Annotated in this window: 20 protein-coding genes; 4 read left to right on the forward strand and 16 right to left on the reverse strand. The window is 68.9% G+C overall.

Annotation, left to right across the window (positions count from 1 at the left end):
* Positions 1-86 precede the first annotated feature (86 nt).
* From HCR12_RS08165 to HCR12_RS08210, 10 genes are all read right to left on the reverse strand, one after another.
* Positions 87-1,859, reverse strand: a complete 1,773-nt coding sequence (locus tag HCR12_RS08165) for a proline--tRNA ligase (protein WP_166865125.1) — start codon at positions 1,857-1,859, stop codon at positions 87-89.
* 35 nt (positions 1,860-1,894) lie between these two features.
* Positions 1,895-3,616 (reverse strand): choice-of-anchor G family protein, encoded by a 1,722-nt coding sequence (locus tag HCR12_RS08170; protein ID WP_166865128.1) that lies wholly within the window; start codon positions 3,614-3,616, stop codon positions 1,895-1,897.
* A 113-nt stretch (positions 3,617-3,729) separates the two neighbouring features.
* Entirely contained in the window at positions 3,730-4,419 is a 690-nt protein-coding gene (locus HCR12_RS08175; RefSeq protein ID WP_166865131.1) for a hypothetical protein, read from the reverse strand.
* The gene (locus HCR12_RS08180; protein ID WP_166865134.1) at positions 4,416-5,015 is read right to left on the reverse strand and encodes a signal peptidase I; all 600 of its coding nucleotides are present in this window, start codon (positions 5,013-5,015) and stop codon (positions 4,416-4,418) included. Before HCR12_RS08180 ends, HCR12_RS08175 begins: the two co-directional genes overlap by 4 nt.
* An 11-nt stretch (positions 5,016-5,026) precedes the next feature.
* Positions 5,027-5,722, reverse strand: coding sequence for a hypothetical protein (locus tag HCR12_RS08185; protein WP_166865137.1), 696 nt, complete (start codon positions 5,720-5,722; stop codon positions 5,027-5,029).
* Positions 5,723-6,271: 549 nt separating this feature from the next.
* Complete coding sequence (gene ispG, locus HCR12_RS08190; RefSeq protein ID WP_191412323.1) at positions 6,272-7,426, reverse strand: flavodoxin-dependent (E)-4-hydroxy-3-methylbut-2-enyl-diphosphate synthase; 1,155 nt, start codon at positions 7,424-7,426, stop codon at positions 6,272-6,274.
* Positions 7,427-7,488: 62 nt separating this feature from the next.
* Positions 7,489-8,088 (reverse strand): GNAT family N-acetyltransferase, encoded by a 600-nt coding sequence (locus tag HCR12_RS08195; RefSeq protein ID WP_166865141.1) that lies wholly within the window; start codon positions 8,086-8,088, stop codon positions 7,489-7,491.
* A gap of 32 nt (positions 8,089-8,120) precedes the next feature.
* Positions 8,121-9,446, reverse strand: coding sequence for a M50 family metallopeptidase (locus HCR12_RS08200; protein WP_224763347.1), 1,326 nt, complete (start codon positions 9,444-9,446; stop codon positions 8,121-8,123).
* Between the two features lie 78 nt (positions 9,447-9,524).
* Entirely contained in the window at positions 9,525-10,619 is a 1,095-nt protein-coding gene (gene dxr / locus HCR12_RS08205) for a 1-deoxy-D-xylulose-5-phosphate reductoisomerase (RefSeq protein ID WP_166865144.1), read from the reverse strand.
* 29 nt (positions 10,620-10,648) lie between these two features.
* Positions 10,649-11,560 (reverse strand): FKBP-type peptidyl-prolyl cis-trans isomerase, encoded by a 912-nt coding sequence (locus HCR12_RS08210; RefSeq protein ID WP_166865147.1) that lies wholly within the window; start codon positions 11,558-11,560, stop codon positions 10,649-10,651.
* 103 nt (positions 11,561-11,663) lie between these two features.
* Between HCR12_RS08210 and gabT (HCR12_RS08215) the strand changes: the two genes are divergently transcribed.
* Both gabT (HCR12_RS08215) and HCR12_RS08220 read left to right on the forward strand, forming a co-directional pair.
* Positions 11,664-12,986, forward strand: coding sequence for a 4-aminobutyrate--2-oxoglutarate transaminase (gabT, locus tag HCR12_RS08215; RefSeq protein ID WP_166865150.1), 1,323 nt, complete (start codon positions 11,664-11,666; stop codon positions 12,984-12,986).
* A gap of 17 nt (positions 12,987-13,003) precedes the next feature.
* Positions 13,004-14,119: a hypothetical protein gene (locus HCR12_RS08220; RefSeq protein ID WP_166865153.1), complete on the forward strand. Its 1,116-nt coding sequence runs from the start codon at positions 13,004-13,006 to the stop codon at positions 14,117-14,119.
* On the opposite strand, the gene HCR12_RS08225 is transcribed toward HCR12_RS08220, so the two are convergent.
* On the reverse strand, positions 14,108-14,590 hold the full coding sequence (locus HCR12_RS08225; RefSeq protein WP_166865156.1) for an OsmC family protein: 483 nt from the start codon (positions 14,588-14,590) through the stop codon (positions 14,108-14,110). The genes HCR12_RS08220 and HCR12_RS08225 overlap by 12 nt on opposite strands.
* Positions 14,591-14,669: 79 nt before the next feature.
* On the opposite strand from HCR12_RS08225, the gene gabT (HCR12_RS08230) reads away from it, so the two are divergent.
* Positions 14,670-16,019 carry a 4-aminobutyrate--2-oxoglutarate transaminase gene (gene gabT, locus HCR12_RS08230; protein ID WP_166865161.1) on the forward strand — a complete coding sequence of 450 codons (1,350 nt, stop codon included), beginning with the start codon at positions 14,670-14,672 and terminating at the stop codon, positions 16,017-16,019.
* On the forward strand, positions 16,016-16,933 hold the full coding sequence (locus HCR12_RS08235) for an asparaginase (protein ID WP_166865166.1): 918 nt from the start codon (positions 16,016-16,018) through the stop codon (positions 16,931-16,933). Before gabT (HCR12_RS08230) ends, HCR12_RS08235 begins: the two co-directional genes overlap by 4 nt.
* Positions 16,934-17,027: 94 nt before the next feature.
* Here HCR12_RS08235 and HCR12_RS08240 read toward each other — a convergent pair whose 3' ends face one another.
* The 5 genes from HCR12_RS08240 to HCR12_RS08260 all read right to left on the reverse strand — a co-directional run bounded on the left by HCR12_RS08240 (position 17,028) and on the right by HCR12_RS08260 (position 24,109).
* Positions 17,028-17,768, reverse strand: a complete 741-nt coding sequence (locus HCR12_RS08240; RefSeq protein WP_166867271.1) for an ABC transporter permease — start codon at positions 17,766-17,768, stop codon at positions 17,028-17,030.
* A 137-nt stretch (positions 17,769-17,905) separates the two neighbouring features.
* Positions 17,906-18,820 (reverse strand): ABC transporter permease, encoded by a 915-nt coding sequence (locus HCR12_RS08245; RefSeq protein WP_166865169.1) that lies wholly within the window; start codon positions 18,818-18,820, stop codon positions 17,906-17,908.
* Position 18,821: 1 nt separating this feature from the next.
* Entirely contained in the window at positions 18,822-20,018 is a 1,197-nt protein-coding gene (locus HCR12_RS08250) for an ABC transporter ATP-binding protein (protein WP_166865172.1), read from the reverse strand.
* The gene (locus HCR12_RS08255; RefSeq protein WP_166865175.1) at positions 20,018-21,226 is read right to left on the reverse strand and encodes an ABC transporter substrate-binding protein; all 1,209 of its coding nucleotides are present in this window, start codon (positions 21,224-21,226) and stop codon (positions 20,018-20,020) included. The genes HCR12_RS08250 and HCR12_RS08255 overlap by 1 nt, the downstream gene beginning before the upstream one ends.
* 192 nt (positions 21,227-21,418) lie before the next feature.
* A complete protein-coding gene (locus HCR12_RS08260) occupies positions 21,419-24,109 on the reverse strand; it encodes an FtsK/SpoIIIE domain-containing protein (protein WP_166865178.1) in 2,691 nt (896 codons plus the stop codon).
* Between the last annotated feature and the right edge of the window lie 58 nt (positions 24,110-24,167).

A 24,167-nucleotide genomic window follows, 5' to 3' on the forward strand; every position in this document is an offset into this window, starting at 1 on the left:
CCCCCGGAGAATCGTGCCTGTTGGTCGTTTCAGGGGTTCTGAATCAGCAATCAGGCACGATTCTCGGGGTGTGTGGGCCGGGGTGGTCAGGCGAGGGACGCCTGGAAGCGGGCGACGACCTCGGAGGCGGGCACCTCGGTGCGCTCGTTGGTGCGGCGGTCCCACAGCTCGACGAGCCCGTCGGCGGCGCCACGGCCCACGATCACGACCGTGGGCACACCGAGCAGCTCGGCGTCGCCGAACTTCATGCCGGGAGAGACCTTCGGACGGTCGTCATAGAGCACCTCGAAGCGCTGCGCCTCGAAGTCGGCGGCTACCTGAGCGGCCAGTTCGAACGCCACCTGGTCGCGGCCGGTGGCGACGACGTGCACATCGAACGGCGCGATGCCGCGCGGCCACAGAAGGCCGCGATCGTCAGCGGTCGTCTCGGCGATCGCCGCGAGGATGCGGGTCACGCCGATGCCGTAGGAGCCCATCGTGACGGTCACGAGCTTGCCGTTCTCGTCGAGCACCTTGAGCCCGAGCGCGTCCGCGTACTTGCGACCCAGCTGGAAGACGTGGCCGATCTCCATGCCGCGGGCGAGCTCCACGGGGCCCGAGCCGTCGGGAGCGGGGTCGCCGGCGCGCACCTCGGCGACCTCGGCGATGCCGTCGGAGGTGAAGTCGCGACCCGCGACGAGGTGGAACACGTGCTTGCCCTCGACGTTCGCACCCGTGACCCACGAGGTGCCGTCGACGACGCGGGGGTCGAGCAGGTAGCGGATGTCGGTCGCCGACTCCTCGCCGAGGATCGCTCCCGTGGGCGACCACGGTCCGATGTAGCCCTTGACGAGTCCCGGGTTCTTGTCGAAGTCCGCCTCGGTCGCCGCTTCGACCGCGGCGGGGGCGAACGCGACCTCGGCGCGCTTCATGTCGACGTCGCGGTCGCCGGGGATGCCGACGATCACGAGCTCGCGCGTGCCGTCGAGGTGGGTGAGCGCGAGCACGACGTTCTTGAGGGTGTCGGCGGCCTCCCACGGACGGTCCTCGCGCGGCACCAGGGCGTTGGCGACGTCGACGAGGGTGGCGATCGTGGGGGTGTCGGGGGTGTCGTGGATGACCGCCTCGGGCTGTCCCTCGATGGGGAGGGCGTCCGGGATGGGGGTCGTGTACGCCTCGACGTTGGCCGCGTAGCCGCCCGCCGAGCGCACGAAGGTGTCCTCGCCGATGGGAGTCGGGTGCAGGAACTCCTCGGAGCGCGACCCGCCCATGGCGCCCGCATCGGCCTGAACGATCACGTACTCGAGCCCGAGGCGCGTGAAGATGCGCTCGTAGGCGTCGCGCTGAGCCTGGTACGAGGCGTCGAGCCCGGCGTCGGTGTAGTCGAACGAGTAGGCGTCCTTCATCGAGAACTCGCGGCCGCGCAGCAGACCGGCGCGCGGACGTGCCTCGTCGCGGTACTTGTCCTGGATCTGGAAGATCGTGAGCGGCAGGTCCTTGTAGGACGAGTAGAGATCCTTCACGAGGAGCGTGAACACCTCTTCGTGCGTGGGCGCGAGGAGGTAGTCGGCGCCCTTGCGGTCCTGCAGGCGGAACAGGTTGTCGCCGTACTCGGTCCAGCGACCCGTGACCTCGTAGGGCTCGCGGGGCAGCAGCGCGGGGAACAGCACCTCCTGCGCACCGGCTGCGGCCATCTCCTCGCGGATGACCTTCTCGATCTTGGCGCGCACGCGCAGGCCCATCGGGAGCCACGCGAAGACACCCGGCGCCTGGCGGCGGATGTACCCGGCGCGGACGAGCAGCTTGTGGCTCGTCGCCTCGGCGTCGGCGGGTTCTTCCTTCAGGGTGCGGACGAAGAGCTGGGAGAGAAGGGTAGGCACCTGAATACTGTAATCCTCGGGCGGGTCGTGCCGACTCAGCGCGCTCGCGCCGGCCCGACGGACGCATTGGCCAGGTAGAGGTCGAGAACCGCTGCTTCCGCAGCGCCGATCACCTTCACGTTGAGCGCGCTCACGAAGTATTCGCCGGAGCGCGGCGCGCTCACCGGAGCACCCACGGAGCCTGGCTGATCGGGTTGCGCGTTGAGAGTCAGCTTCACCACCGACTCCAGCAGGTCGAATACCGGGCGCAGCGCCTCGACCAGCGGAGGCAGCGCCGTGCCGACGAGGTCGGCGACGACGCCCGAGACGAGCGACGTGACGACGCCCAGCAACGGCACAAGCACGGCATCCGCGAGACCCGGGATGAGCGTGGAGACGATCGGGTCGAGCAGACCCGTCAGAAGCGAGGAGATGAGGAGGTTGAGCGGGGTGAGCAGGAAGCTCAGAATCGAGCCATCGAGGAGCGCGATATCGATGTCGACACCGTTATCCGGGTATCCGGGGCGGCCCAGCAGGTGCCCGACGGAGAGATCGAGATCGACTGTCAGGCGCGCAACGTTCAGAAGCTCATACCCGAGCACGCTCAGCGTGACGTCGGCCGCAATGAGCACGTCGAGGTTGACCCCGTAGAGAAGCTCGAGGATCTTCGGCTCGATCTGCTTGACGACGAACCGGTCGAGCATCGTCGAGACCCGGGCGAGCAGAGCGTTGATGACCTCCGGGGTCAGAATCGAGGTATTGGGGTCGCGCCCGTTGAGACCCGAGCTGTCCTTGTACGCGAGCCCGACGAGCGCGGCGAGGTCGGCGCGGATGCTGCCGTCGGACAGGTTGATGGTGACGACGCCGTCGCTGATGTCGTCGTCGAGCAGATCGCGCACCGGCTGCAGGTCAATGGACCCGCCGATCTGCACCGTGAGCGGGTTCTGTCCGAGCCCGATTCCCGCCAGCCCGCCGAGCACGGTGTCGAGCAGGCCCGTGACCGTTGCGAGGGCGTCACCCTCGAGCGGCGAGTTGAGGAGTGCATTTATACTCGCTTCGAGCTCGTCGAGAGTGCCGGAGATCGTGGTGCCGATCGTCTGGACGAGAGGGCTGTGGACGAGGAGGTCGACGTCGGCGACGAGGTAGTCGCGGTCGAGGTGCGCCTCCGCGGCACCATCCCACAGGGCTTCGCAGCCGTCGAACTCTGCGACAGCACCGACGGCGCCGATGTCGAGCGAGACGTCGGTGATGAGGCCGCCCACGGCGGAACCCAGCCCCGGAAGCACAGAGTCGACGAGGTCGGAGAGTTGCAGCTCTCCGACTCGCGGGGTGTCGGCGCTGGGCTGGTCGAGCGACACAAGGCCGCCCGCCTGCGAGGTGACCGCGCCGGCTGCGCCGATCATCGTGCCGTTGCTCGAAGCCCGTCCGTATTGGGTGTACACGCCTGTGCCGGTGTCGAGAGGGAGCGTGAGACCCACACCCAGGGGAATGAGCGACAGCAGGCCCAAGTCGAGGGCCGCCTCCCATGCGTCGTCGCCCAGGTAGTCGGCGGTGCCCGCGTTGCTCCGGCCAGCGCTGGTCGTGGCGGGCGCGACATTTTCGACGGTGATCCCATCGGTGAAGGCGAGGGGGTCGAGATCGAATTCCAGCAGCTCCGCCGTGAGGATTCGCCCCCACGCGTGCGCATCCACGACGCCAGAGGGGGCGGCGCAGTTGAGCGCACCGGCTTCTCCACGCACCATCTCGGTGTCGGTGAAGCTCGCCGCGCTGGATGTCACCCCGGCGCTGACCAGCAGGCTCCCCGCTGCGATCGAGGCGACGGCTGACACTGCTCGGGTGCGCGGCGCGCGAGGGTTATCGGCGCGGTGGCGCGGCCGAACGCCGAAGAACTTCACGATGAGGTCTCCTCTCGAAAGCAGGCCCGCACAAGGACGATCAGCATCATCCCGGCGAGGAGGAGCGCGCCCCCCACGATGACCGGATGGGTCGCATCCGTACCGGTGAGTGCGATCGTGCCCTCGGGCGAGACTGTTCCGACGGTGGCTGAGTTTCCGAGGCCGCGGAACGTGAGCGCGAACTCGGCTTCCGCGCCGTCGAGAGTTGTGGGCGCCGCGGCCGGCACCCCGACGCGGATGCGCAGGTGACGCTGTTCGCCCGGCTGGAGGGTGCCCAGGTCGCGGACAGCTTCGCTGATGTTGGCGAACGGAGCGGCGGGGATGATCGCTGCCGCGTCCGGGCACGAGGTCACGCCCTGAGCACCCGCCCACGGCCGGGGGCATTCCTCAAGCGACAGCCATGCGCCGCCCGGAGTCTCGGCAAGCGCTCCCGCCGAGACGAGGTCGAACGTGACAGCTCCGGAGGTCGGGGCCTCCGACCGCACAGTGACAAGCCACTCATCGGATTGCCCCGGGTCGAGCTCGACGTCGAAGACAGCGGGGTCGACCTCGACGATGAGATGACCGGGCGTTCCCGAATCGACGTCGACGACAGCACGGGGTGAGGCCAAGGCTCCATCCGCAAACCCGATCACCATCGCTGCCGCGAGCGCGGCGACGACAGCGTAGCGCGCGACGTGTGTCATGCGATTCTCCGTTCGGATGGTTCTGGGTTCTTGCGGTGGCGTGGGCTGCGGCGCTCGGGCCACCAGGCCCAGAGCACGAGAAGCGCGACGATCGTCGCGGCGAGAGGAACGAACAGGGGGTGCTCTGCGAGCGCGAAGAAGTATCCGATGGCTGGCACTCCCCCGAGCACGAGCCCGACTCGCGCAGCGATATAGGGTGCCGGGTCGTCGTGGGCATTTGCGTCGCCGCGCATGCGGATGGTCGCTCCGCCCGGCATCGGCTCGTGCTCGACGATGCGGTGGGTGACGGGTGTGCCGTCGCTTCGCACGATGGTGACCACGTCGCCGACGGCGACTGTGTCGGCGGGGACGTCACGCACCACAACCACACTTCCCGCCGGATAGGTGGGGCTCATCGACCCGGTAGCGAGCCGAACTGCCTGGAGCCCGACAAGCGGGGCGACCGCAGCGAGGATGACCATGATTCCGACGAGCGCGGCGATACCCAGCAGAAGGTGCGAGGAGAACTGCAGCACCCGGCGCCGCGCGCGGGGCGCGGGAGCGGACTCCTCAGCTGCGGGGGCAGCCGAAGCAACCGGGTGCTGCAGTTCAGTCATTGGCGCCTGCCTTACGGGGCGACCGAGGTGGCCGTGAACTTCCAGTAGGGCACGAAGCTCTGGCCCTGGAGGTCCTGGTCCGCCGATGCAGGAAGCGCGAGCTCGATGCAGACGGTCTTGGTGTCTGCGCCGTCTGCCGCCAGGCTGAAGTCTGCACTGGTGGCCGGGCCGAGGATCGAGGTGCCCGAGGCCTGAAGCAGCTCGGAGCCGGCCGCATTGTAGCCAGTGGCAGTGCAGTCGGCGATCGCCGGGACGATGCGCGCACCGTACTGCAGGGCTTCCTCGATCTCAGTCGCCGCCGCATCCGCGTTGTCCGGCTCGAGGGCGAGGGTGCCACCGAGCGAGTTGTCGACGGTCTTCAGCTGCACCCAGGCGTAGACGGTGTCACCGGGCGTGAGCGCGCGAGCTGCGTCGCCGAAGCTGATGACGTCGGCACCGTTACGCGTTTCGTAGTCTCCGAACGCGTGGGTTTCGACGGCGCGCTGCACGACCTCGAACGTGGCGGTTGAGACGCCGTCGCCGGGGTCTCCGGGGTTCTCCGGACCAGTTCCGTTGTTGGTGACGCCACCGGCGATCCACTCGATGTCGGTCCACGCCGCAAGCGACGGAATGGTGACGCCAGCTGCGAGGACGGTGCCAGCGGCGGCGATCGCGGCGAGGCGCTTTCGGCTGCGCGATCGAGCCGTGGTGACGGGTGATGTGGGCATTGAGGTGCTCCTTCGGACGAAATGCCCGCGCGTCGACGGGCCTCCTTGATGCTCACACCCGGGCGGTCTACTAGAACCGCGATTCTGCCACCCAGAAGGGGGGAGTTGACGCGTCATCAAAATTCCCCATACCTGATTGCTTCGATGGGTTCTCATGCGCCTTGTCGAACATCGACAAGCGAGTGGCGCGCCCGCTATCCGAACCCCACGCAGGCAACCGCCCCGCCCACGATCGACTCACTCACTCGAGCGCGCTCAGCGGCTGGCCGTAACCAAACCGTTATGGAGCCAACGCGCGCAGGACCCCCATTTCGGGGGTGACCAGTTGCGCCTCGGCTGGGTTGCGCGTGGGGGTGAGGCCCGACAGACGCGCGCCCGAGGCGCAGTTCGAGTGCGCCGAGGAGACGAGCGACCCCGATCGACAACGCTGCACCGCGAGCGGCGGGAAAGCCGGCGCCGCGGGCCGCGCGCATGTCACCTGCCGACGGGGCCCACTGGGGCAGTGCATGGCGGCCGGGGACAGGGCACGCCTCGCACTGTGCGCCGCTCTCAGCGCGTGACGACGACGGGGGCGCCGAGGGCCGCGTCCGGGCCCATCTCATCGGCCAGGCGACGCGCCTCCTCGATGAGCGTCTGCACGATCTCGGCCTCGGGCACGGTCTTGATGACTTCGCCCTTGACGAAGATCTGCCCCTTGCCGTTGCCGGAGGCGACACCGAGGTCGGCTTCGCGCGCCTCTCCCGGTCCGTTGACGACGCACCCCATGACGGCGACGCGCAACGGCACCGTCACATCCTTGAGGCCCTCCGTCACCGAATCGGCGAGCGTGTACACGTCGACCTGGGCGCGACCGCACGACGGGCACGAGACGATCTCGAGCTTGCGCTCGCGGAGGTTGAGGGACTGCAGGATCTGCAGACCCACCTTGACCTCCTCGGCGGGGGGCGCCGACAGCGAGACGCGGATGGTGTCGCCGATGCCCTCCGAGAGGAGGATTCCGAACGCCGTGGCCGACTTGATCGTGCCTTGGAAGGCAGGACCGGCCTCCGTGACGCCGAGGTGAAGCGGCCAGTCGCCGCGCTCGGCGAGCATCCGGTAGGCCTTCACCATGACGATGGGGTCGTTGTGCTTGACCGAGATCTTGAAGTCGTGGAAGTCGTGCTCCTCGAACAGGCTCGCTTCCCAGACGGCGCTCTCGACGAGAGCCTCCGGCGTCGCGCGACCGTACTTGGCGAGCAGGCGCTTGTCGAGCGATCCGGCGTTCACACCGATGCGCAGCGACACTCCGGCGTCCTTCGCGGCCTTCGCGATCTCCCCCACCTTGTCGTCGAACTGGCGGATGTTGCCGGGGTTCACGCGCACCGCGGCACAGCCCGCGTCGATGGCCTGGAAGACGTACTTCGGCTGGAAGTGGATGTCGGCGATGACCGGGATCTGGCTCTTCTTGGCGATGATGTGGAGCACATCCGCGTCGTCCTGGCTGGGCACGGCGACGCGCACGATGTCACAGCCGGATGCGGTGAGCTCGGCGATCTGCTGGAGGGTCGCGTTGATGTTGGTGGTGGGGGTCGTGGTCATCGACTGAACGCTCACGGGCGCATCCCCACCGACGAGGACCTTGCCCACCTTGATCTGTCGCGACTTGCGTCGTGGGGCGAGGATCTCAGGGGCGGGCTTGGGCATCCCGATGTTCAGAGCAGGCACCCGACCACTCTAGGCGGCGGTGCCTACCGCCGCCTGGACGCGCACCGATCACGCGCTGGGCGTCACCCGAAATCGACGCGCATGACGGATCGGCGAGGGTTCGGGCGCGACACCTCTCGCATCCCGGCCTCTGCGAACATCCCGGGCGAGCCGACGTAGAAGTCGGCTGCGGATTGCGCGCGCCCCTCTGCGCGATGCCGCGGGTAGCCTTCCACGGCTCGCGCGCCGTGCTTCCGGGCATAGGCGACTGCCGCGCGCGCGAGCTCAGCGCCGATCCCCGTCCCGCGGTGGCCGTCTCGCACCACGAAGCACACGATCGCCCACACGGACGCGTCCTCGGGGTCCTCCTCGCGGCCTGCCCAGGGCAGCCGCCCACGCACGAGGCGCACGTACGCGGACCGTGGTTCGACGGCGACCCACCCCACAGCCTCGTCGCCGTCGAACGCCACCAGACCCGTCGTCGGACGGCCGGGCCTTTCGCATGACGTCTGCTCGCGGAACCTGGCCTCGCGCTCGGCGTGGGGCATCGCCGCGAACTCCTTGTCACGCACACGGAACCACTGGCACTGGCAACCTCGGGCGTCGCCGCGGCCGCGGAAGACCTCCTGCAGGTCATCCCATCGGGCATCCGATGCGGGGACGGTGCGGATGCGTCGCGTCATTCCGTAATCGTCACACCGACCTGCCGCGCGCGCTAGCCGAGGGTGATGGGATTGACGATGTCCGCGTAGATGAGCAGCGCACTCATGAGACCGAGCACGGCGACGATCACGAGCGTCACGGGCACGAGCCGCGCGATGTCGACGGGACCGGGATCGGGCTTGCGGAAGAGCTTCGCGAAGCCGCGACGGATCGCCTCCCACAGGGCGCCCGCGACGTGGCCGCCATCGAGCGGCAGCAGCGGGATGAGGTTGAACACGAAGAGCGCGACGTTGAGCGACGCGAGCATCTGCAGCAGCCCTGAGGCGCGATCCGCGACGGGCGCGGCGTCGAGCGCCGTCATCTCGCCCGCGAGGCGTCCGACGCCGACCACGCTGATGGGCCCGTTCGGGTCGCGATCGTCGCCGCCGAAAGCGGCCTGGGCGACCTGCACGAGCCGCTGCGGGAGGGTCAGGATGATCTCCCCCACGCGCACGACGTTGTCGCCTACCGCGGGCAGAACGGCCGTCACCGGCTGGCGCACCTTCTCGGTCGCGGGGCCGATGCCGACGAATCCGAGCGGCTCGGTGAGGATCTCGCCGTCGTCGCCGCGCAGATACTCGCCGTTCTCGTCGACCAGCGGACGCTCGCTCAGCAGGGGCGTCACGTTCAGCGTCAGCTGCGTGCCGTCGCGCTCGACCACGAACGGGATGGCGCGATCGGCGTTGGGGCGGATCGCGGCACTGACATCCGCCCACTCCTCGATCGGCTGGCCGGCGATCGAGATGAGGCGGTCTCCGGGCAGCAGGCCCGCCTCTGCCGCGGGCGCGATGGGATCGGTCGACGTGCACTCGGTCTGCTCGACGTTCGTCGCGACGCACTCGTTGACGCTGCCGAGCGTCGTCGAGTACTGCGGGAGGCCGAAGCCGCACAGCACGATCGCGTACAGGACGATCGCGATGAGGAGGTTCATGAGCGGGCCGCCCAGCATCACGACGATGCGCTTCGCGACGGGGAGCCGATAGAACGTGCGCTCCTCATCGCCGGGAGTGATGGTGTCGGCGGACTGGTCCCGGGCGTCCTGCACGAGGGTGTCGAAGAATCCGGTGCTCGCGGTGCGGGCGCGCGCACCGACGCGCTCGGGTGGATACATGCCCGCCATCGAGATGTAGCCGCCGAGGGGGATGGCTTTGATGCCGTACTCGGTCTCACCCCGGCGCCGGGACCACAGCGTGGGACCGAAGCCGATCATGAACTGCCCGACCTTCACCCCGAAGAGCTTCGCGGGCAGCAGATGGCCGATCTCGTGGAGGCCGATCGAGACGGCGATGCCGACGGCGACGATGATCACGCCGAGGGCGTACAGCAGCACGGTTTCCACAGCGTCAGGTTAGCGATCCGGCGCTGAGAGCGCGCTCAGGTCGGCCCGGGTGCTGGCTGTGCGCGCCCCGTGCGTCACTCAGCGCGAGGGATGCTCGGCGAGGATCCGGTCCGCCTCGGCGCGCGCCCACGTCTCCGCGGCGAGCACACCCTCGAGGGTGGATTCCCCCGGCGTGTGCGCGTCGACCACGCGTCGGATGGTGTCGACGATGCCGAGGAACGGCACGCGGCCCTCGTGGAAGGCGTCGACCGCCTGCTCGTTGGCGGCGTTGTAGACCGCAGGGTAGGTGCCCCCGAGCTCGCCCACTCGCCGCGCGAGCGCGACAGCTGGGAATGTCTCGTCGTCGAGCGGTTCGAACGTCCACTCCTGCGCGCGCGTCCAGTCGATCGGCACGCCTGCGCCCGGCACGCGGTGCGGCCAATCGAGCGCGAGCGAGATCGGAAGGCGCATGTCGGGCGGCGAGGCCTGCGCGATCGTCGAACCGTCGACGAACTCCACCATCGAGTGCACGATCGACTGCGGATGCACGACGACGTCGATCCGCTCGTAGGGGATGCCGAAGAGCAGGTGCGCCTCGATCACCTCGAGCCCCTTGTTGACGAGCGTCGCCGAGTTGGTCGTGATGACGCGCCCCATGTCCCAGGTGGGATGCGCGAGAGCATCGGCGGGGCGCACATCCGCGAGTCGCTCCCGCGTGAACCCGCGGAACGGGCCCCCGGATGCGGTGACCACGAGTCGGCGAACCTCGTCGTGCGCCCCCGCCATGATCGCCTGCGCGAGCGCAGAATGCTCCGAGTCGACAGGGACGATCTGCCCGGGTGCTGCGGCGGCGAGCACGAGGTCGCCGCCCACGATGAGGCTCTCCTTGTTGGCGAGCGCGAGCGTCGCCCCCGTCTCGAGCACGGCGAGCGTCGCTGCCAGTCCCACGGATCCCGTGATGCCGTTGACGACGACGTCGGCTTCGACATCACCCACGAGTGCGACGGCGTCGTCGATGCCGAGCGCCGTGCGGGCGACGCCGGTGTCCGCAGCCTGGCGCTCGAGAGCCTCGGCGTTGCGACCCGCGGCGATCCCGACGAGCTCGAAGCGGTCGGGATTCGCGGCGATCACCTCGAGCGCCTGGACTCCGATCGAGCCCGTGGAACCGAGGACGAGCACACGACGACGCGACATGCCTCGAGCCTATCCGCGCCGCTCGACCGTCAGTTCTTGGTGTCGGCGATCTCGACCAGGAAGACGAGCGTCTTGCCGCCGAGGCCGTTCGAGGTCTCCTCCACGCCGTAGCCGAGCGCCGGCGGAATCGACACGAGAAGTGTCGTGCCGACCTTCTGCCCGACGAGCGCTGCCCCGAAGCCGCGGACGACGTCGCCCGTGCCGAAGGTCGTGGGCTCGCGGGAGAACGACTCGTCGAAGACCTCGTTCGTGTCCCAGCGCAGGCCCATGTAGTCGACGGTGACGTCGTCGCCGTCCTCCACGACCGGCCCGTCGCCTTCGGTCAGCACCGCGACCTGCAGCTGCGTGGGTGCCTCCGTCTGCGGGATGGTCACGACGGGCGTGCCGTCCTCGCCGAACACGACCTCCGGAACGTTCTCAGTCCATGCGGCGGGCGTCGGAAGCGGCAGCACGTCGAGCACGACGACGGCCGTCGAGTCGGAGTCGCCGCCCTCCGCTGCGGGAACCACCGCGACGACGCGCGAGCCGACGGTGCTGCACGTGATGATGTCGATGAACTCCTGAGCGGTGTAGCCCTCGACGAGCGGGAGGCCGAGGCCCACCCCGTCGAAGTCGGACACGTCGACGAGCTCACCCGACTGTCCGTCGTACAGCGCGAGGTCGACGAACACCTGGTCGCCAGCCTCCACCGCGCGACCGTCGCCCTTCTTCACGACCGTTCGCTCGAGCGTCGATGCCGCGAGCGGTGCCGAGAACTCGACGGTCGGCGTCTCGCCGAACTCACCCGTCACGATCACGGAGTCGGACGCCTTGCCGGGAGCGGCGCACTCGGCCTGGCCATCGGGCGCACTCGTCGAGGGAGCCTCGGGCTCGTCGGAGGCGCAGCCGGTGAGAGCGACGCCGAGCGCGACGACAGCGAGAACGGGGAGGAAACGGGGCACGAGAGGACTCCTTGAGGTGAGACCCCCATCCTTCCCCATGATCCTTGGAACGAGGTGCACCCCCTCCGCCACCTGCCAGCATCCCGCGCCTAGACTCGAAGGCATGGCATTCTCCGTCCCCCAGGAGCGCAAGCTCGTCACCGAACTCCCTGGTCCGAAGTCTCGTGCGCTTCAGGAACGCCGTGTCGCGAGCGTCTCGCGAGGAGCGGGGACGCTCGCCAACATCTACATGGACCACGGCGCCGGAGCGATCCTCGTGGACGTCGACGGCAACCAGCTCATCGACCTCGGCTGTGGAATCGGCGTCACGACCATCGGCCACGCGCACCCCGAAGTCGCCGAGGCCGTCGCCGAGCAGGCGCGCAAGCTCACCCACACTCTCTTCACCGTGACCCCGTACGAGAACTACGTGCGCGTCGCCGAGAAGCTCGCTGAGATCACCCCCGGCGACTTCGAGAAGCACTCGATCCTCGTCAACAGCGGTGCGGAGGCGGTGGAGAACGCGGTCAAGATCGCCCGCAAGTTCACGGGCCGGCGCGCGATCGTGAGCCTCGACCACGCCTTCCACGGCCGAACCAACCTCACGATGGCGATGACCTACCGCCCCTGGCCGGAGCGCGCGGGCATGGGCCCGTTCCCCGGCGAGCTGTACTCCGTGCCGATCTCCTACCCGTTCAAGGACGGCCTGACCGGCGAGGAAGCCGCCGCCAAGACGATCGACTACATCGAGACGCACATCGGCGGCACCGAGGTCGCGGCGTTCTTCGCCGAGCCCATCCAGGGCGACGGCGGCATCGTGATCCCGGCCCCCGGCTACTTCGCCGCGATCAAGAAGTACTGCGAGGACAACGGCATCGTCTTCGTCGCGGACGAGATCCAGGCGGGAATCGCCCGCACGGGCGCGTGGTACTCGATCGAGCACCACGGCGTCGTCCCTGACCTCGTGACGAGCGCGAAGGGCATCGCCGGCGGCATGCCGCTTGCCGCGGTCACCGGCCGCGCCGACATCATGGATGCCGTGCAGCCGGGCGGCATCGGCGGAACGTTCGGCGGCAACCCCGTCTCGGCCGCAGCCGCGCTCAAGGTCTTCGAGATCATCGAGCGCGACAACCTCATCGGGGAGGCGCAGCGCGTCGAGCGCTCGCTCCTGGCGCGCATCGGCGACTGGACCGAGAAGTTCGACGTCGTCGGTGAGGTGCGCGGCAAGGGCGCGATGTTCGGCATCGAGCTCGTGAAGCCCGGAACGAAGACCCCCAACCCGGAGGCCCTCACGAAGGTTCTCGCGCACGCGACAGCGAACGGCGTCATCCCGCTCGACGCCGGATCGTGGGACTCGGTCCTGCGGCTGCTCCCGAGCGTCGTCATCAGCGATGAGCTGATCGACGACGCCATGGGCGTGCTCGAAGAGGCCCTTTCGACGCTCTAGGAAGCAGACGCCGAACCGTGACAGACCACCACAACCTGGGCACGCCGATTCGTCAGCCCGTCTCTGCTGAGACCGGCGTCTCTGACCCGTTCCCTCCCGGCGCGGGCGTCACGGACGGCTACCCGCGTTCCGCTCCCTCAGGTCCTCTGCGCCCGCGCCGCCGTCGTCGTCGCGGCGGACGCTGGGTGGGGATGGTCCTCGCCGTGCTCGCGCTGATCGGGCTCGTGGTCGCGGCGCCGTGGGACGCGGACCGTCGACAGGTGTATGCCGACCAGTGGATCGTCTGGACGGAGCCCCCACCCGCCGATGTCGAACGCCTCGCCGACGATCTCGCGCTCACCGAGGAGGGCAGGCGGATCTTCTTCGCCTCGCGTCCGCAGATCGAGTCCGCGCAGTCGTTCCAGGAGCACTGCCCCGCCGAGTCGGCGCTCGTCCTCGGCTGCTACCACCGCGAGCGGATCTTCGTGTACGCCGTCACCGACGAGCGCCTCGCCGGCACGGTCGAGGCGACGGCGGCCCACGAGCTGCTGCACGCGTTCCACGACCGTCTGGGCCCCGAGGAGGCGCGACGCATCAACGCGCTCATCGAAGCCTTCGTGGCGCAGCTGCCCACCGACGACGCCAACATGCTCATCGTCGCGGGCTACCCGGAGCATCAGCGCATCGACGAATGGCACTCACGCCTCGGCATCTCCTACGCGGAGCTGCCCGCGGAGCTCGAGTCGCACTATGCCCGCGTCTTCGCCGACCGTTCTCGCGTGATCGCGTTCGACTCGGGCTCGACCGCCGAGCTCGACGGCTACGCGACGCGCATCAGCGAGCTCGCCGCGTCGCTCGACGCCGCGTACCTCGATCTGGAGACGCGCTCGGCGGCCTACGACAGCGACCTCGCCGCCCTCAACACCGACATCGAGACATTCAATCGTCGCGCCGATGACGGCGACTTCGCGAGCCAAGCGCAGTTCGAGCGCGAACGCAGCGCCCTCCTCGGCAGGCAGAGCACGCTCGAGCAGAATCGCCTCACCCTCAACGACGATGTCGCGGCATACAACACGATGCTCGAGGAGATGCGCACCCTCGACGCCGAACGCGCGCAGCTCTACGCGGCGCTCGACAGCCGATCAGCTCCCTGACGCCACCTCGACGCGGGGCTCGTGGCGCACCGGGAAGTTCACGCTCGCCGCGATGAAGCACAGCTCTGCCGCCTCGGCGTGCGCCGCGAGGGCGACATCCGGATCGTCCCCCGCTGCGATCGTGACGACCGGACGCAGCACTGCCTCCGCCATCCGTCCACGCCCTGCGGGAAGGCGCTCGAGCGTTGCCTCGGCCTCATCGGAGTAGGCGAGCAGGGTGAGACCGAGGCGAGTGGCGACGTGCAGATAGCTGAGCAGGTGGCATTGCGACAGCGATGCCAGGATGAGCTCCTCCGGATTCCAACGCGTGCGATCGCCGAAGAAAGCGGGATCGGCCGAGCCGGCGATCTCCTGGAGCTTTCCGGCCGCGCTCACGGTGAGGTCGCGCGCGAACGCACGGCGACCGTCCGCGATCCGGCGATCGTCCCCCGCCCATTCGACGGATACCGCGTAGTGGAGGCGTGCATTCATTCCATTACCTCTTTTCGGCAAGGCCACCGCTTCGGAATCAGCACTCTGCCCTCTCCTCCGCGGGAGTAAGATCGCTCGCATGACCGATACTCTGACGCCCTCCACGGTAGCGCTCACGCCTGAGCGCCGTCTCGTCACCGCGATCCCCGGACCGCGGTCGATCGAGCTGCAGGAGCGACGCCGCAAGGTCGTCTCGGACGGAGTCTCGAGCGCCCTCCCCGTCTTCATCGACAAGGCGCATGGGGCGATCCTGCGCGACGTGGACGGCAATCAGTTCATCGACCTCGGCGCAGGCATCGGCGTCACGACCATCGGCCACACCGACACCGACGTCGTCGCGGCGGCGCGTGAGCAGCTCGGCGACGTCATCCACACGCTCTTCACGGTGACGCCGTACGAGGAGTACGTGCGCGTCGCGGAGCTCCTGGCCGAGCACACCCCGGGCACGTTCGCGAAGAAGACGATGCTCATCAACTCGGGCGCGGAGGCCGTCGAGAACGGCGTCAAGATCGCGCGCAAGTACACCGGCCGCACGGGCGTCGCCGTGCTCGAGCACGCCTACCACGGCCGCACGAACCTCACGATGGCCATGAACTTCAAGGCCATGCCGTATGCGCTCGGCTTCGGCCCCTTCGCGGGCGACGTGTACCGCGCCCCCAACTCGTACCCGCTCCACGACGGTCTCTCCGGCGCGGAGGCGGCGAAGCGCACCATCTCGTATCTCGAGAAGACGGTCGGCGCGTCCGACCTGGCCTGCCTCGTCGTCGAGCCGATCCAGGGCGAGGGCGGCTTCATCGTTCCCGCTGACGGCTACCTCCCGGCACTCCAGGAGTGGTGCACGGCGAACGGCATCGTCTTCATCGCCGACGAGATCCAGTCGGGCATGGCCCGCACGGGCACCTACTTCGCGAGCGAGCACTTCGGCTTCGAACCGGACATGGTGCTCTCGGCGAAGGGCATCGCGGGCGGACTCCCCCTCGCGGGCGTCACAGGGCGCGCCGAGATCATGGATGCGCCGCAGCCCGGCGGCCTCGGCGGAACCTTCGGCGGCAACCCCGTCGCCTGCGCCGCCGCCGTCGCCGTGTTCGCGAGCATCGAGCGCAACGATCTGCTCGCCGAGGCCAAGCGGATCGAGACGGGTCTGGTCGCCGGTCTCGAGAAGCTGCGCGAGAGCTACCCCGTGATCGCGGAGGTCCGCGGCATCGGTGCGATGATCGCCATCGAGCTGCTCGACGCCGAGACCCGCGAACCGCGTGCCGACCTCGTGTCGAAGATCGCCACCGAAGCGGCCCAGCGCGGCGTTCTCATCCTCACGGCGGGCACCTACGGCAACGTGCTGCGGTTCCTCCCGAGCCTGGCTCTCACCGACGAGCTCCTCGCCGACGCCCTCGAGGTGCTCGCCGAGTCGTTCGCCGCAGCGGGCGCGTGAGCGCCCCGCTCGACGCGGCCAGCTCGGTCGAGCTGGCCGTCGTCGAGCGCTCGGGCTGGCCGGAATCCCGGCATCTCGGTGCCGCGGTGCTGCTCGACCGCGATGGCGACGTGGTCGCCTCCCTCGGCGACCCGACGCGACTCATCTACCCCCGCTCGACGCTCAAGCTCGTGCAGGCGAGCGCCGTGCAGCTGCTGGGCGTCACCTTCGATCCCGTCGCAACCGTGCTGTCGACGGCGAGCCACGCAGGCACGCCCGCGCACGTCGCTGTCGTCGAGCGGATGCTCGCCGACGCGGGACTCACCGCCGACGCCCTCCGCTGCCCGGCGGAACTGCCTGCCGACCCCGCCTCCCGGCGCGATGCGGACGCACCTGCGCGCATCACCATGAACTGCTCAGGCAAGCACGCGGCGTTCCTCACCGCCGCTGTGCGCCATGGCTGGGACATCGACAGCTACCTGGAGAGCTCGCACCCCGTGCAACAGGAGGTCGCGCGCCTCACGACGGAGCTGTGCGGCGAGCATCCCGCCCATTGGGGCGTAGACGGATGCGGCGCCCCTGTCCCCGTCGTGAGTCTCACGGGGCTTGCGCGCGCGGCGTCGCTCACGGCGCGCGAGGGAACTGTTCTCGGCGACGCGATCCGCGCCCACGCGTGGGCGATCGACGGACCGGGGCGCGCGAACACGGTCACGATCGAGCGCACCGGCTTCGTCGCGAAGCTCGGTGCGGAGGGCGTGCTCGTGCTCGTCACCCCGGCGGGCGAGAGCGTCGTCGTCAAGTCGCTCGACGGCTCCGCCCGCGCGACGACCGTCGCGGGGCTCGAGCTGCTCGTCCGCAACGGGCTGCTCGACGACGCCATCCGCGAGGAGGTGCTCGCCGAGCTCGGCGCCACCTCCGTACGTGCGAGCTTCTGAAACGGGATCCACCGCTCCACCGCGGTACCGCTCTCGACCGCGGGTACGCAGACGCGCCCGCCCCGGCGAACCAGGGCGGGCGCGTCGTGTCGTCTTACAGACCGGCCTTCGCGAGGCGCTTGGCGCGCGCGGCCGAGCTCAGCTGGGCGACGATCACGATCACGATCGCCCCGATGAACACCGCCGAGGCGATCACGTTCGCCTGAGCCGGGATGCCGCGGGACGCCGCGACATACACGAACTTCGGGAACGTCTCCGCGTTGCCCGCGACGAAGTTCGTGATCACGAAATCGTCGAAGCTCAGCGCGAACGCGAGCAGCGCCGCTGCGACGATGCCGGGCATCAGCAGCGGCAGCGTCACGCGCCAGAACACCTGGCTCGGGCTCGCGTAGAGGTCGCGTCCTGCTTCCTCGAGCGCCGGGTCGATGCTCGCCACACGAGCGCGCACCGTCACGACGACGAAGCTGATGCAGAACATGATGTGCGCCACGATGACCGACCAGATGCCTCGCTCGACGCCCATGTTCACGAACTGCGATCCGAGTCCCGAACCGAGGATGACCTCCGGGGTCGCCATCGGCAGGAACAGCAGGATCGTCACGAACATGCGCATCTTGAACGTGTAGCGCACGATCGCGATCGCGATCATGGTGCCCAGCAGCGTCGAGAAGAACGTCGCCGTGAGACCCACGAAGATGCTGTTCGCGAACGACTGGCAGACGCGCTCGTCGGCGCACACCGTGAACCAGTTGTCCATCGTGAACCCACGCCACACGATGTTCGAGCGGCGCGAATCGTTGAAGGAGAACACGATCGTGTACGCGATCGGGATCATCATGATCACGAGGGCGACGACCGAGAAGATGCCGACCGCCCAGTTGCCGGCACCGCCGGTTCCGGCGCGCGGCTTCTTCTCACGGGGCTTATTCGCGGGCTTCACCGTCTCGGCGACGGCGGCTCCCTGCTGAACGCTCACAGCAGCTCCTCCGATCCGCTCTTCACGACATATGCCACGACCGGGATGAGGATCGCCACCATGAGCAGGATCGCCACGGCCGCCGAGAGCGGGTAGAAGCTCTGGAAGAACATGTCGTTGATGATGTTTCCTGCCATCACGGTGTTCGTCGAGCCGAGGAAGTCCTTGCTCGCGTTGATGTAGTCACCGGATGCGGGGATGAACGTCAGCAGCATTCCCGACATCACGCCAGGCAGCGACAGCGGCAGCACGATGCGGAAGAACCGCTGTGCGGGCCCCGCATAGAGGTCGTTTCCCGCCTCGACGTAGCGCAGGTCGAGCCGCTCGAGCGAGGCGTAGATCGGCAGCACCATGAACGGGATGAAGTTGTAGGTCAGACCGAACACGACCGTGAACGCAGTGCCGTTGAGGTACGCCTCCGGCCCCATGATCCCCAGCGTCTTCAGGGTGCCGACCACAACCCCCTCGTCGGCGAAGATCGCCTTCCAGGCGAGGGTGCGCAGCAGGAAGCTGATGAAGAAGGGCGCGATCACCAGCACGAGCGTGAGGCTCTGCCAGAGCGGGTACGGCCGCAGCGTCACTCCGATGAAGTACGCAAGCGGATACCCGATGAGCAGCGCCAACACCGTCGCCATCGCCGAGTAGAGGAACGTGCGTCCGAAGATCTCCCCGAACCGTTCGAACACCTCCAGATAGTTCTCCCACCGGAACGCGAACACGTACTCGCCGACCTCGAACGACCCACCTGGCTCCTTGAAGCTCGTGAGCAGCAGGGAGACCAGCGGTGCGAGGTACGTCGCCGACAGGTAGATGACGCCCGGCAAGAGCAGGAGCAGCGCGACATAGCTGCGTCGCTTCGGGGCCGCCGCCGAGAGATCGGGGCCCGAGCTTCCGAAAGCTCCGAAGGCCATCTCAGGCCTCGTCCAGCTCGTCCTCGAGGCGCTGGCGTCGCTGCACGGCGATCGACTGCGTCGACGCGTCGGCCGCGAACTTCGGCGCCTCCCCTGGCTCGTCCGCGAGACCGAATCCGTGCTGGACGGCCCACGACACCCACACCTGCGAACCCGACTCGACGAGCGGACCCGCCGACATGTTCTGTGCGAACACGGTGATCGGGTCGAGCCCCGGGATCTGCACGATGTACTGCGTGCTCACACCCGTGAACGACACATCGGTGACGACACCGGGCCCGAGGATGTTGGTGCCGGCCTTCGCAGCGGGAGCACTCGTCGAGATCGACAGCTTCTCAGGGCGCACGCCGATCGTCACCTCGCCTGCATGACGCTGGGCGCGCTCGCGCGGCACCTTGACGCCCACGCCCGCGACATCGACCGTGATCGAATCGGATTCGGACGCGACGACATCGCCGGTGAAGAGGTTCGACTGGCCGAGGAAGTTCGCGACGAACGCCGTGCGCGGCAGCTCGTACAGCTCCTCCGGGGCACCCATCTGCTCGATGAGGCCCTTGTTCATCACCGCGACGGTGTCGGCCATGGTCATGGCCTCCTCCTGGTCGTGAGTGACGTGGAGGAAGGTGAGTCCCACCTCGGACTGGATCGCCTTCAGCTCGAGCTGCATCTGACGACGCAGCTTCAGGTCGAGGGCGCCGAGCGGCTCATCGAGCAGCAGCAGCGCCGGGCGGTTGACGATTGCGCGCGCGAGGGCGACACGCTGCTGCTGACCACCCGAGAGCTGCATCGGTCGGCGTGAGGCGAGGTGGTCGAGTTCGACCAGACGCAGCGCCTCATGGGCGAGCTCCTCGGCGTTCGCCATCTTGCGGCGCTTGAGGCCGAAGGCGACGTTGCCGAGGATCGACATGTGCGGGAAGAGCGCGTAGCTCTGGAACACCGTGTTGACCGGCCGCTGGTGCGGCTTGGTCGACGTGACGTCCTTGCCGCCGATGAGGATGCGGCCCGCCGTCGGCTCCTCGAGTCCGGCCACGAGACGCAGGGTCGTCGTCTTGCCGCAGCCCGACGGCCCCAGCAGGGCGAAGAAGCTGCCCGCTGGGATCGTCAGGTTGAGGTCCTCGATGGCCGTGAAGCCGGGGAACCGCTTGGTGACGCCGACGAGTTCGAGGTCGGCGCCGGCTTCGTCGAAGCTTCCGGACATCAGGCTCCGATCAGAACCTGCTGGAACTTGCCCTGGAAGGACGTCTCCTCAGCAGGAGTGAGCGTGCGGAACATCTTGACCGTCGACAGCGTCTCCTCGTTCGGGAAGATCAGCTGGTTGTCGACGAGCTCGGGGTCGATGGCTTCTGCGGCCTCACGGGCGCCGACGACGGGGGTGATGTAGTTCACCCACGCGGCGACCTCAGCGGCGATCTCCGGGTCGTAGTACCAGTTGATGAGCTTCTCGGCGTTGGCCTTGCGGGGCGAGCCGATCGGGACGATGAAGTTGTCGTTCCAGATCGTTCCGCCGCCCTCGGGGATGATGAACTCCCACTTGTCGTCGTTCTCGAGGTTGAGGGTCGTGACGTCGCCCGACCAGACGATCGCGGCGAGGGTGTCCTCGTTGGCGAGGTCGTCGATGTACGAGTTGCCCTTGATGTTGCGGATCTGGCCGTTCTGGACCTGCTCGCGGAAGATGTCGATGGCGTTGTCGTAGTCCGACTCGTCGAAGTCGCCCGAGATGTCGACGCCCATGTCAGCCATGATGATGCCGATCGTGTCGCGCATCTCGCTGAGAACGCCGACGCGGCCCTTGAGCTCGGGAGCCCACAGGTCCTTGACGGAGCGCACGCCCTGCGGCACCTTCTCCTTGTTCCAGCAGATGCCGGCGAAACCGCCCTGCCAGGGCAGCGAGTGCGTCCGGCCCGGGTCGAAGTCGACCTCACTGAGCGACGGCTCGAGGTTCTTGCGGTTCGGGATGTTCGCGCTGTCGAACTCCTGGGTGTAGCCGAGTCGGATGAGTCGGCTCACCATCCAGTCGGTCGGGCAGGCGACGTCGGCGCCGATGTCCTGACCGAGCGCGAGCTGGTCCTTGACCTTGGCGTACCAGGAGTTGTTGTCGTCGATGGCGACGTCGTACTTGACGTCGATGCCGCTCGCCTCGATGAACTTGTCGAGCGACGGGTGGTTGCCGTCGTCATCCTCGTCGAGGTAGAGGGCCCAGTTGGCCCACGTGAGAGTCGGGTCGCTCGCCGACTTGTCCTCGGCGGCGGTGGGCTTGTCGCTGCCACTCGGGGCGCAAGCCGCCAGGGTGAGCGCGGCTGCGCCGGCGCCCGCTCCCGCGAGCATCGTGCGGCGACTGACCTGCGCACGGCGGGCCTGCAGAACCAGGTTGCGGATCAGCGGATCTTCGGGAAGAGACCGGGACATCGGTTCGACTCCTTCGCGTTGGTGCGGGTGCGGCAACTTTGCCGTTGCACGATAGTTGCACATCAGCGGAGCGCTGACGACAAAAACGGGTCAATACGACCATTTCGAAACATAGATTTCACGAAATCAGTACCGTCGGTCGAGTTTCACCACGGATTCCTTGGTCGACCTCCGGGGGTGCCCGCACCGCGCTCAGAGGTCGAGGCGCACGCGCTTCGTGAGTGCGCCGTCCGCGTGCCACGCATCGCCGCCCCCGAGTGGCGGGAGCGGGCCCCGCTGTCGGGTGAGCAGTCGATGATCGGACGGCGAGCAGTCGATGAGCAGCAGTCGGCCATCGCGGCGAGCTGCGGCGAGCTCGAGGATCGAGCCGAGCCAGGTCTCGACGTCCGCGAGTTCGACATCGCCTCCCCCGCCCGGTCGTGACGCCGTGACGCCCGCGCGGGCGAGTCGGTCGGCGAGCTCGCGAGGGTGCGATGCCGCGATCGCCCAGCCGCCGTCAGCGAGCGATGCCACGGGCAGCTCCCCCGACCATGGTGCGGGTTCCGCACCGGGCGGCAACGCGATCTGCGCCTCCGATCCTCGCCAGAGGACGGAACCTGGGCGACGATCAGTCCGGAATCCCGCAAGCTCTCCGCCAGCCAGCAGATGCTCGTCGCGCGACGGAAGCCGCAGGAGCAGGCGGTGCTCGAATACGCCCTGCAGCCCGTGGAGCACACCCCCGGCCGACCGGGAGCTTGCGGCGAGCGCCACGTGTGTGCGTCGGGCGTCGCGCACGGCACCTCGGATGAGGTCGATGAGGTCCGCGCGCTGCTCGGGGTCAGCGGCCGCGAGCGTGCGGTCCAGGTCGTCGACGAGCACGAGCGTGCGGTCGCCCCGCGAGGGTGTCGCGAGCGCCTGCCACAGAGCGGCCGGGCTCTCGGGCACCCAGCGGATCTCGGTGGGCGGCGGGGTGCGCTCGGCAGCGTGACCGAGCATCCGCAGCGCCGTCGTGCGACCAGATCCGGTGCCTCCGATCACAAGCGGCGCGCCGTCATTCCACGGGTCGAGCACGAGCCGCCGCTGCGTCTGCTGCTCCGGCAGGTCGACGAGCCCGATCGTGAGGGCTGGTGCCGAGGCATCGCCGGTGATGAACGAGGCGGGCAGCGCTGCCGGAAGCGGGTCGCGCCAGGGGCGCGCCGCGGGGGCGGTGTGCCCGACCCAGCGCGACCGCACGCGCGTCGCATCCGCAGCATCCGCGAGCGCGAGCTGCACGGTGCGCGGCTGGTCACCTGCGGCGATGAGCGCCCGCCCCCGCGCCGGTGCTGCGATCTCGGCGGCGGCCCGCGTTCCCACGACGGCGACGCTGTCGGCGGGATCGAGCACGCGCAGACAGATGCGGATCGTGATGTTCGCGAGCACGCCATCCCGAACGATCCCCGCGGGGCGCTGGGTGCAGAGGATGAGGTGCAGTCCGAGGGACCGCCCTCGAGCCGCGATGTCGGCGAACACCGCGCTCAGCTCGGGGTCGAGGGCGAGAAGCGCCGCGAACTCGTCGACGACGACGACGAGACGCGGAAGGACTCCGTCCGGCAGCGCGTCGATGTCGCGTGCGCCGTTCGTCGCGAGAATGTGCTCGCGACGCCGCAGCTCGGCTCGGAGGCTCGCGACGGCGCGCCGAGCCGTCGTGAGGTCGAGGTCGCTCACCACGCCGACGACATGCGGGAGCTCATCGAGAGGCGCGAACGCGGAACCCCCCTTGAAGTCGACGAGGAGGAAGACGAGGCTCTCGGGAGGGTGCCTCTCCGCGAGGGCGAGCACCCAGCTGATGAGCAGCTCGCTCTTTCCGGATCCCGTGGTGCCCGCGACGAGCGCGTGCGGTCCGTCGCGCCGCAGATCCACGACGATGGGACTGTCGACGCCCACGCCGAGCGGGGCGGCGAGGCCCGCGACATCATCGGATTCCAGGGGCATGTCGCGGAGCGCCACCGTGTCGGGAATCATCGCCGGGTCCTCCCACCCCCTGCGGCGAGCCCGCTCCGCGATCTGCACGGCGCGCAGGTGCGCCTCCGGCGCCGAGACGAGCGCGGGCTGGAAGTCGTCGATCACGTGCGGCACATGGGCGGTCGCCCCTGCGCCGTTCTCGGGGATGCGGATGACCACATCGCGGCCAGCGGGCGCATCGCGCACGTGGCTCACCCGCAGGATGGGCGTTCCCCCTCGAAGCATCTCCCAACGGTCAGCGATCTCGGTGCGATGCGGGAGCTTCTCGGTCCAGGTCTCGTCGGCTGGCGCCGTCACGTGGTGCTCGCCGGGGTGATGCGCAGCGGCGGCGCGCAGCAGAAGCGAACGCGCGATGGCGCGGAAGATCGGCACCGGGGCGTCGACGAGCACCTCGGCGCCGTCGACGATCACGGGTGCGGCCGGGATCGTCGCGGTCCGGCTGCGGAGGTGGGAGATCGCACTCTCGAGCGCCCCCTCCGCTGCGCTCCCGCCCGTGAGAACCACGCCCGAGGGCACCGCTCCGCGTCCGAGGCTCCACAGACCCTCCGGCGCCGACGCATCCGAGGTGCAGAGCGCCTCGAGCTCGGGGAGGCGTGCCGAAGCGAGCTGCCGCCATCGCTCCGCACGCGCGTCGAGCTCGTCGCCGATCTCGGCCACACGGTGCAACGCGGTCTCCTGTTCGACCTGCCGAGCCCGCCGCGCGCTGCGCCGCGTCTCGATGCTCGACACGATGACGAGAGCGGGCCCCAGGAACGCGAACATGAGCACGAGCGGCGAGGCCGTCATGATCCACAGCACCACCGCGATCACGACGGGTGCGACGGCCTGGATGTAGGGGAACGGGGCGCGTGGAGAAGCGACCGGCGGCCCCGGCAGCGCGATCCTCTCGGTCTCGGGCAGCATCGGCCCAGCACACACCGGCAGCCGCGTCTGCGGCGCGGACGCGGACGCTCTGGTGGAG

Origin of the sequence: Salinibacterium sp. ZJ70, from assembly GCF_011751865.2 — a bacterium.
Taxonomy (GTDB): domain Bacteria; phylum Actinomycetota; class Actinomycetes; order Actinomycetales; family Microbacteriaceae; genus Homoserinibacter.

Excerpts from the sequence above, each read along its gene's own strand:
- HCR12_RS08175 (WP_166865131.1), bottom strand. The coding sequence starts at position 4,419 with ATGACACACGTCGCGCGCTACGCTGTCGTCGCCGCGCTCGCGGCAGCG.
- HCR12_RS08180 (WP_166865134.1), bottom strand. The coding sequence starts at position 5,015 with ATGACTGAACTGCAGCACCCGGTTGCTTCGGCTGCCCCCGCAGCTGAG.
- HCR12_RS08185 (WP_166865137.1), bottom strand. The coding sequence starts at position 5,722 with ATGCCCACATCACCCGTCACCACGGCTCGATCGCGCAGCCGAAAGCGC.
- HCR12_RS08195 (WP_166865141.1), bottom strand. The coding sequence starts at position 8,088 with ATGACGCGACGCATCCGCACCGTCCCCGCATCGGATGCCCGATGGGAT.
- dxr (WP_166865144.1), bottom strand. The coding sequence starts at position 10,619 with ATGTCGCGTCGTCGTGTGCTCGTCCTCGGTTCCACGGGCTCGATCGGA.
- gabT (WP_166865150.1), top strand. The coding sequence starts at position 11,664 with ATGGCATTCTCCGTCCCCCAGGAGCGCAAGCTCGTCACCGAACTCCCT.
- HCR12_RS08225 (WP_166865156.1), bottom strand. The coding sequence starts at position 14,590 with ATGAATGCACGCCTCCACTACGCGGTATCCGTCGAATGGGCGGGGGAC.
- gabT (WP_166865161.1), top strand. The coding sequence starts at position 14,670 with ATGACCGATACTCTGACGCCCTCCACGGTAGCGCTCACGCCTGAGCGC.
- HCR12_RS08240 (WP_166867271.1), bottom strand. The coding sequence starts at position 17,768 with ATGATCCCGATCGCGTACACGATCGTGTTCTCCTTCAACGATTCGCGC.
- HCR12_RS08245 (WP_166865169.1), bottom strand. The coding sequence starts at position 18,820 with ATGGCCTTCGGAGCTTTCGGAAGCTCGGGCCCCGATCTCTCGGCGGCG.
- HCR12_RS08250 (WP_166865172.1), bottom strand. The coding sequence starts at position 20,018 with ATGTCCGGAAGCTTCGACGAAGCCGGCGCCGACCTCGAACTCGTCGGC.
- HCR12_RS08255 (WP_166865175.1), bottom strand. The coding sequence starts at position 21,226 with ATGTCCCGGTCTCTTCCCGAAGATCCGCTGATCCGCAACCTGGTTCTG.
- HCR12_RS08260 (WP_166865178.1), bottom strand. The coding sequence starts at position 24,109 with ATGCTGCCCGAGACCGAGAGGATCGCGCTGCCGGGGCCGCCGGTCGCT.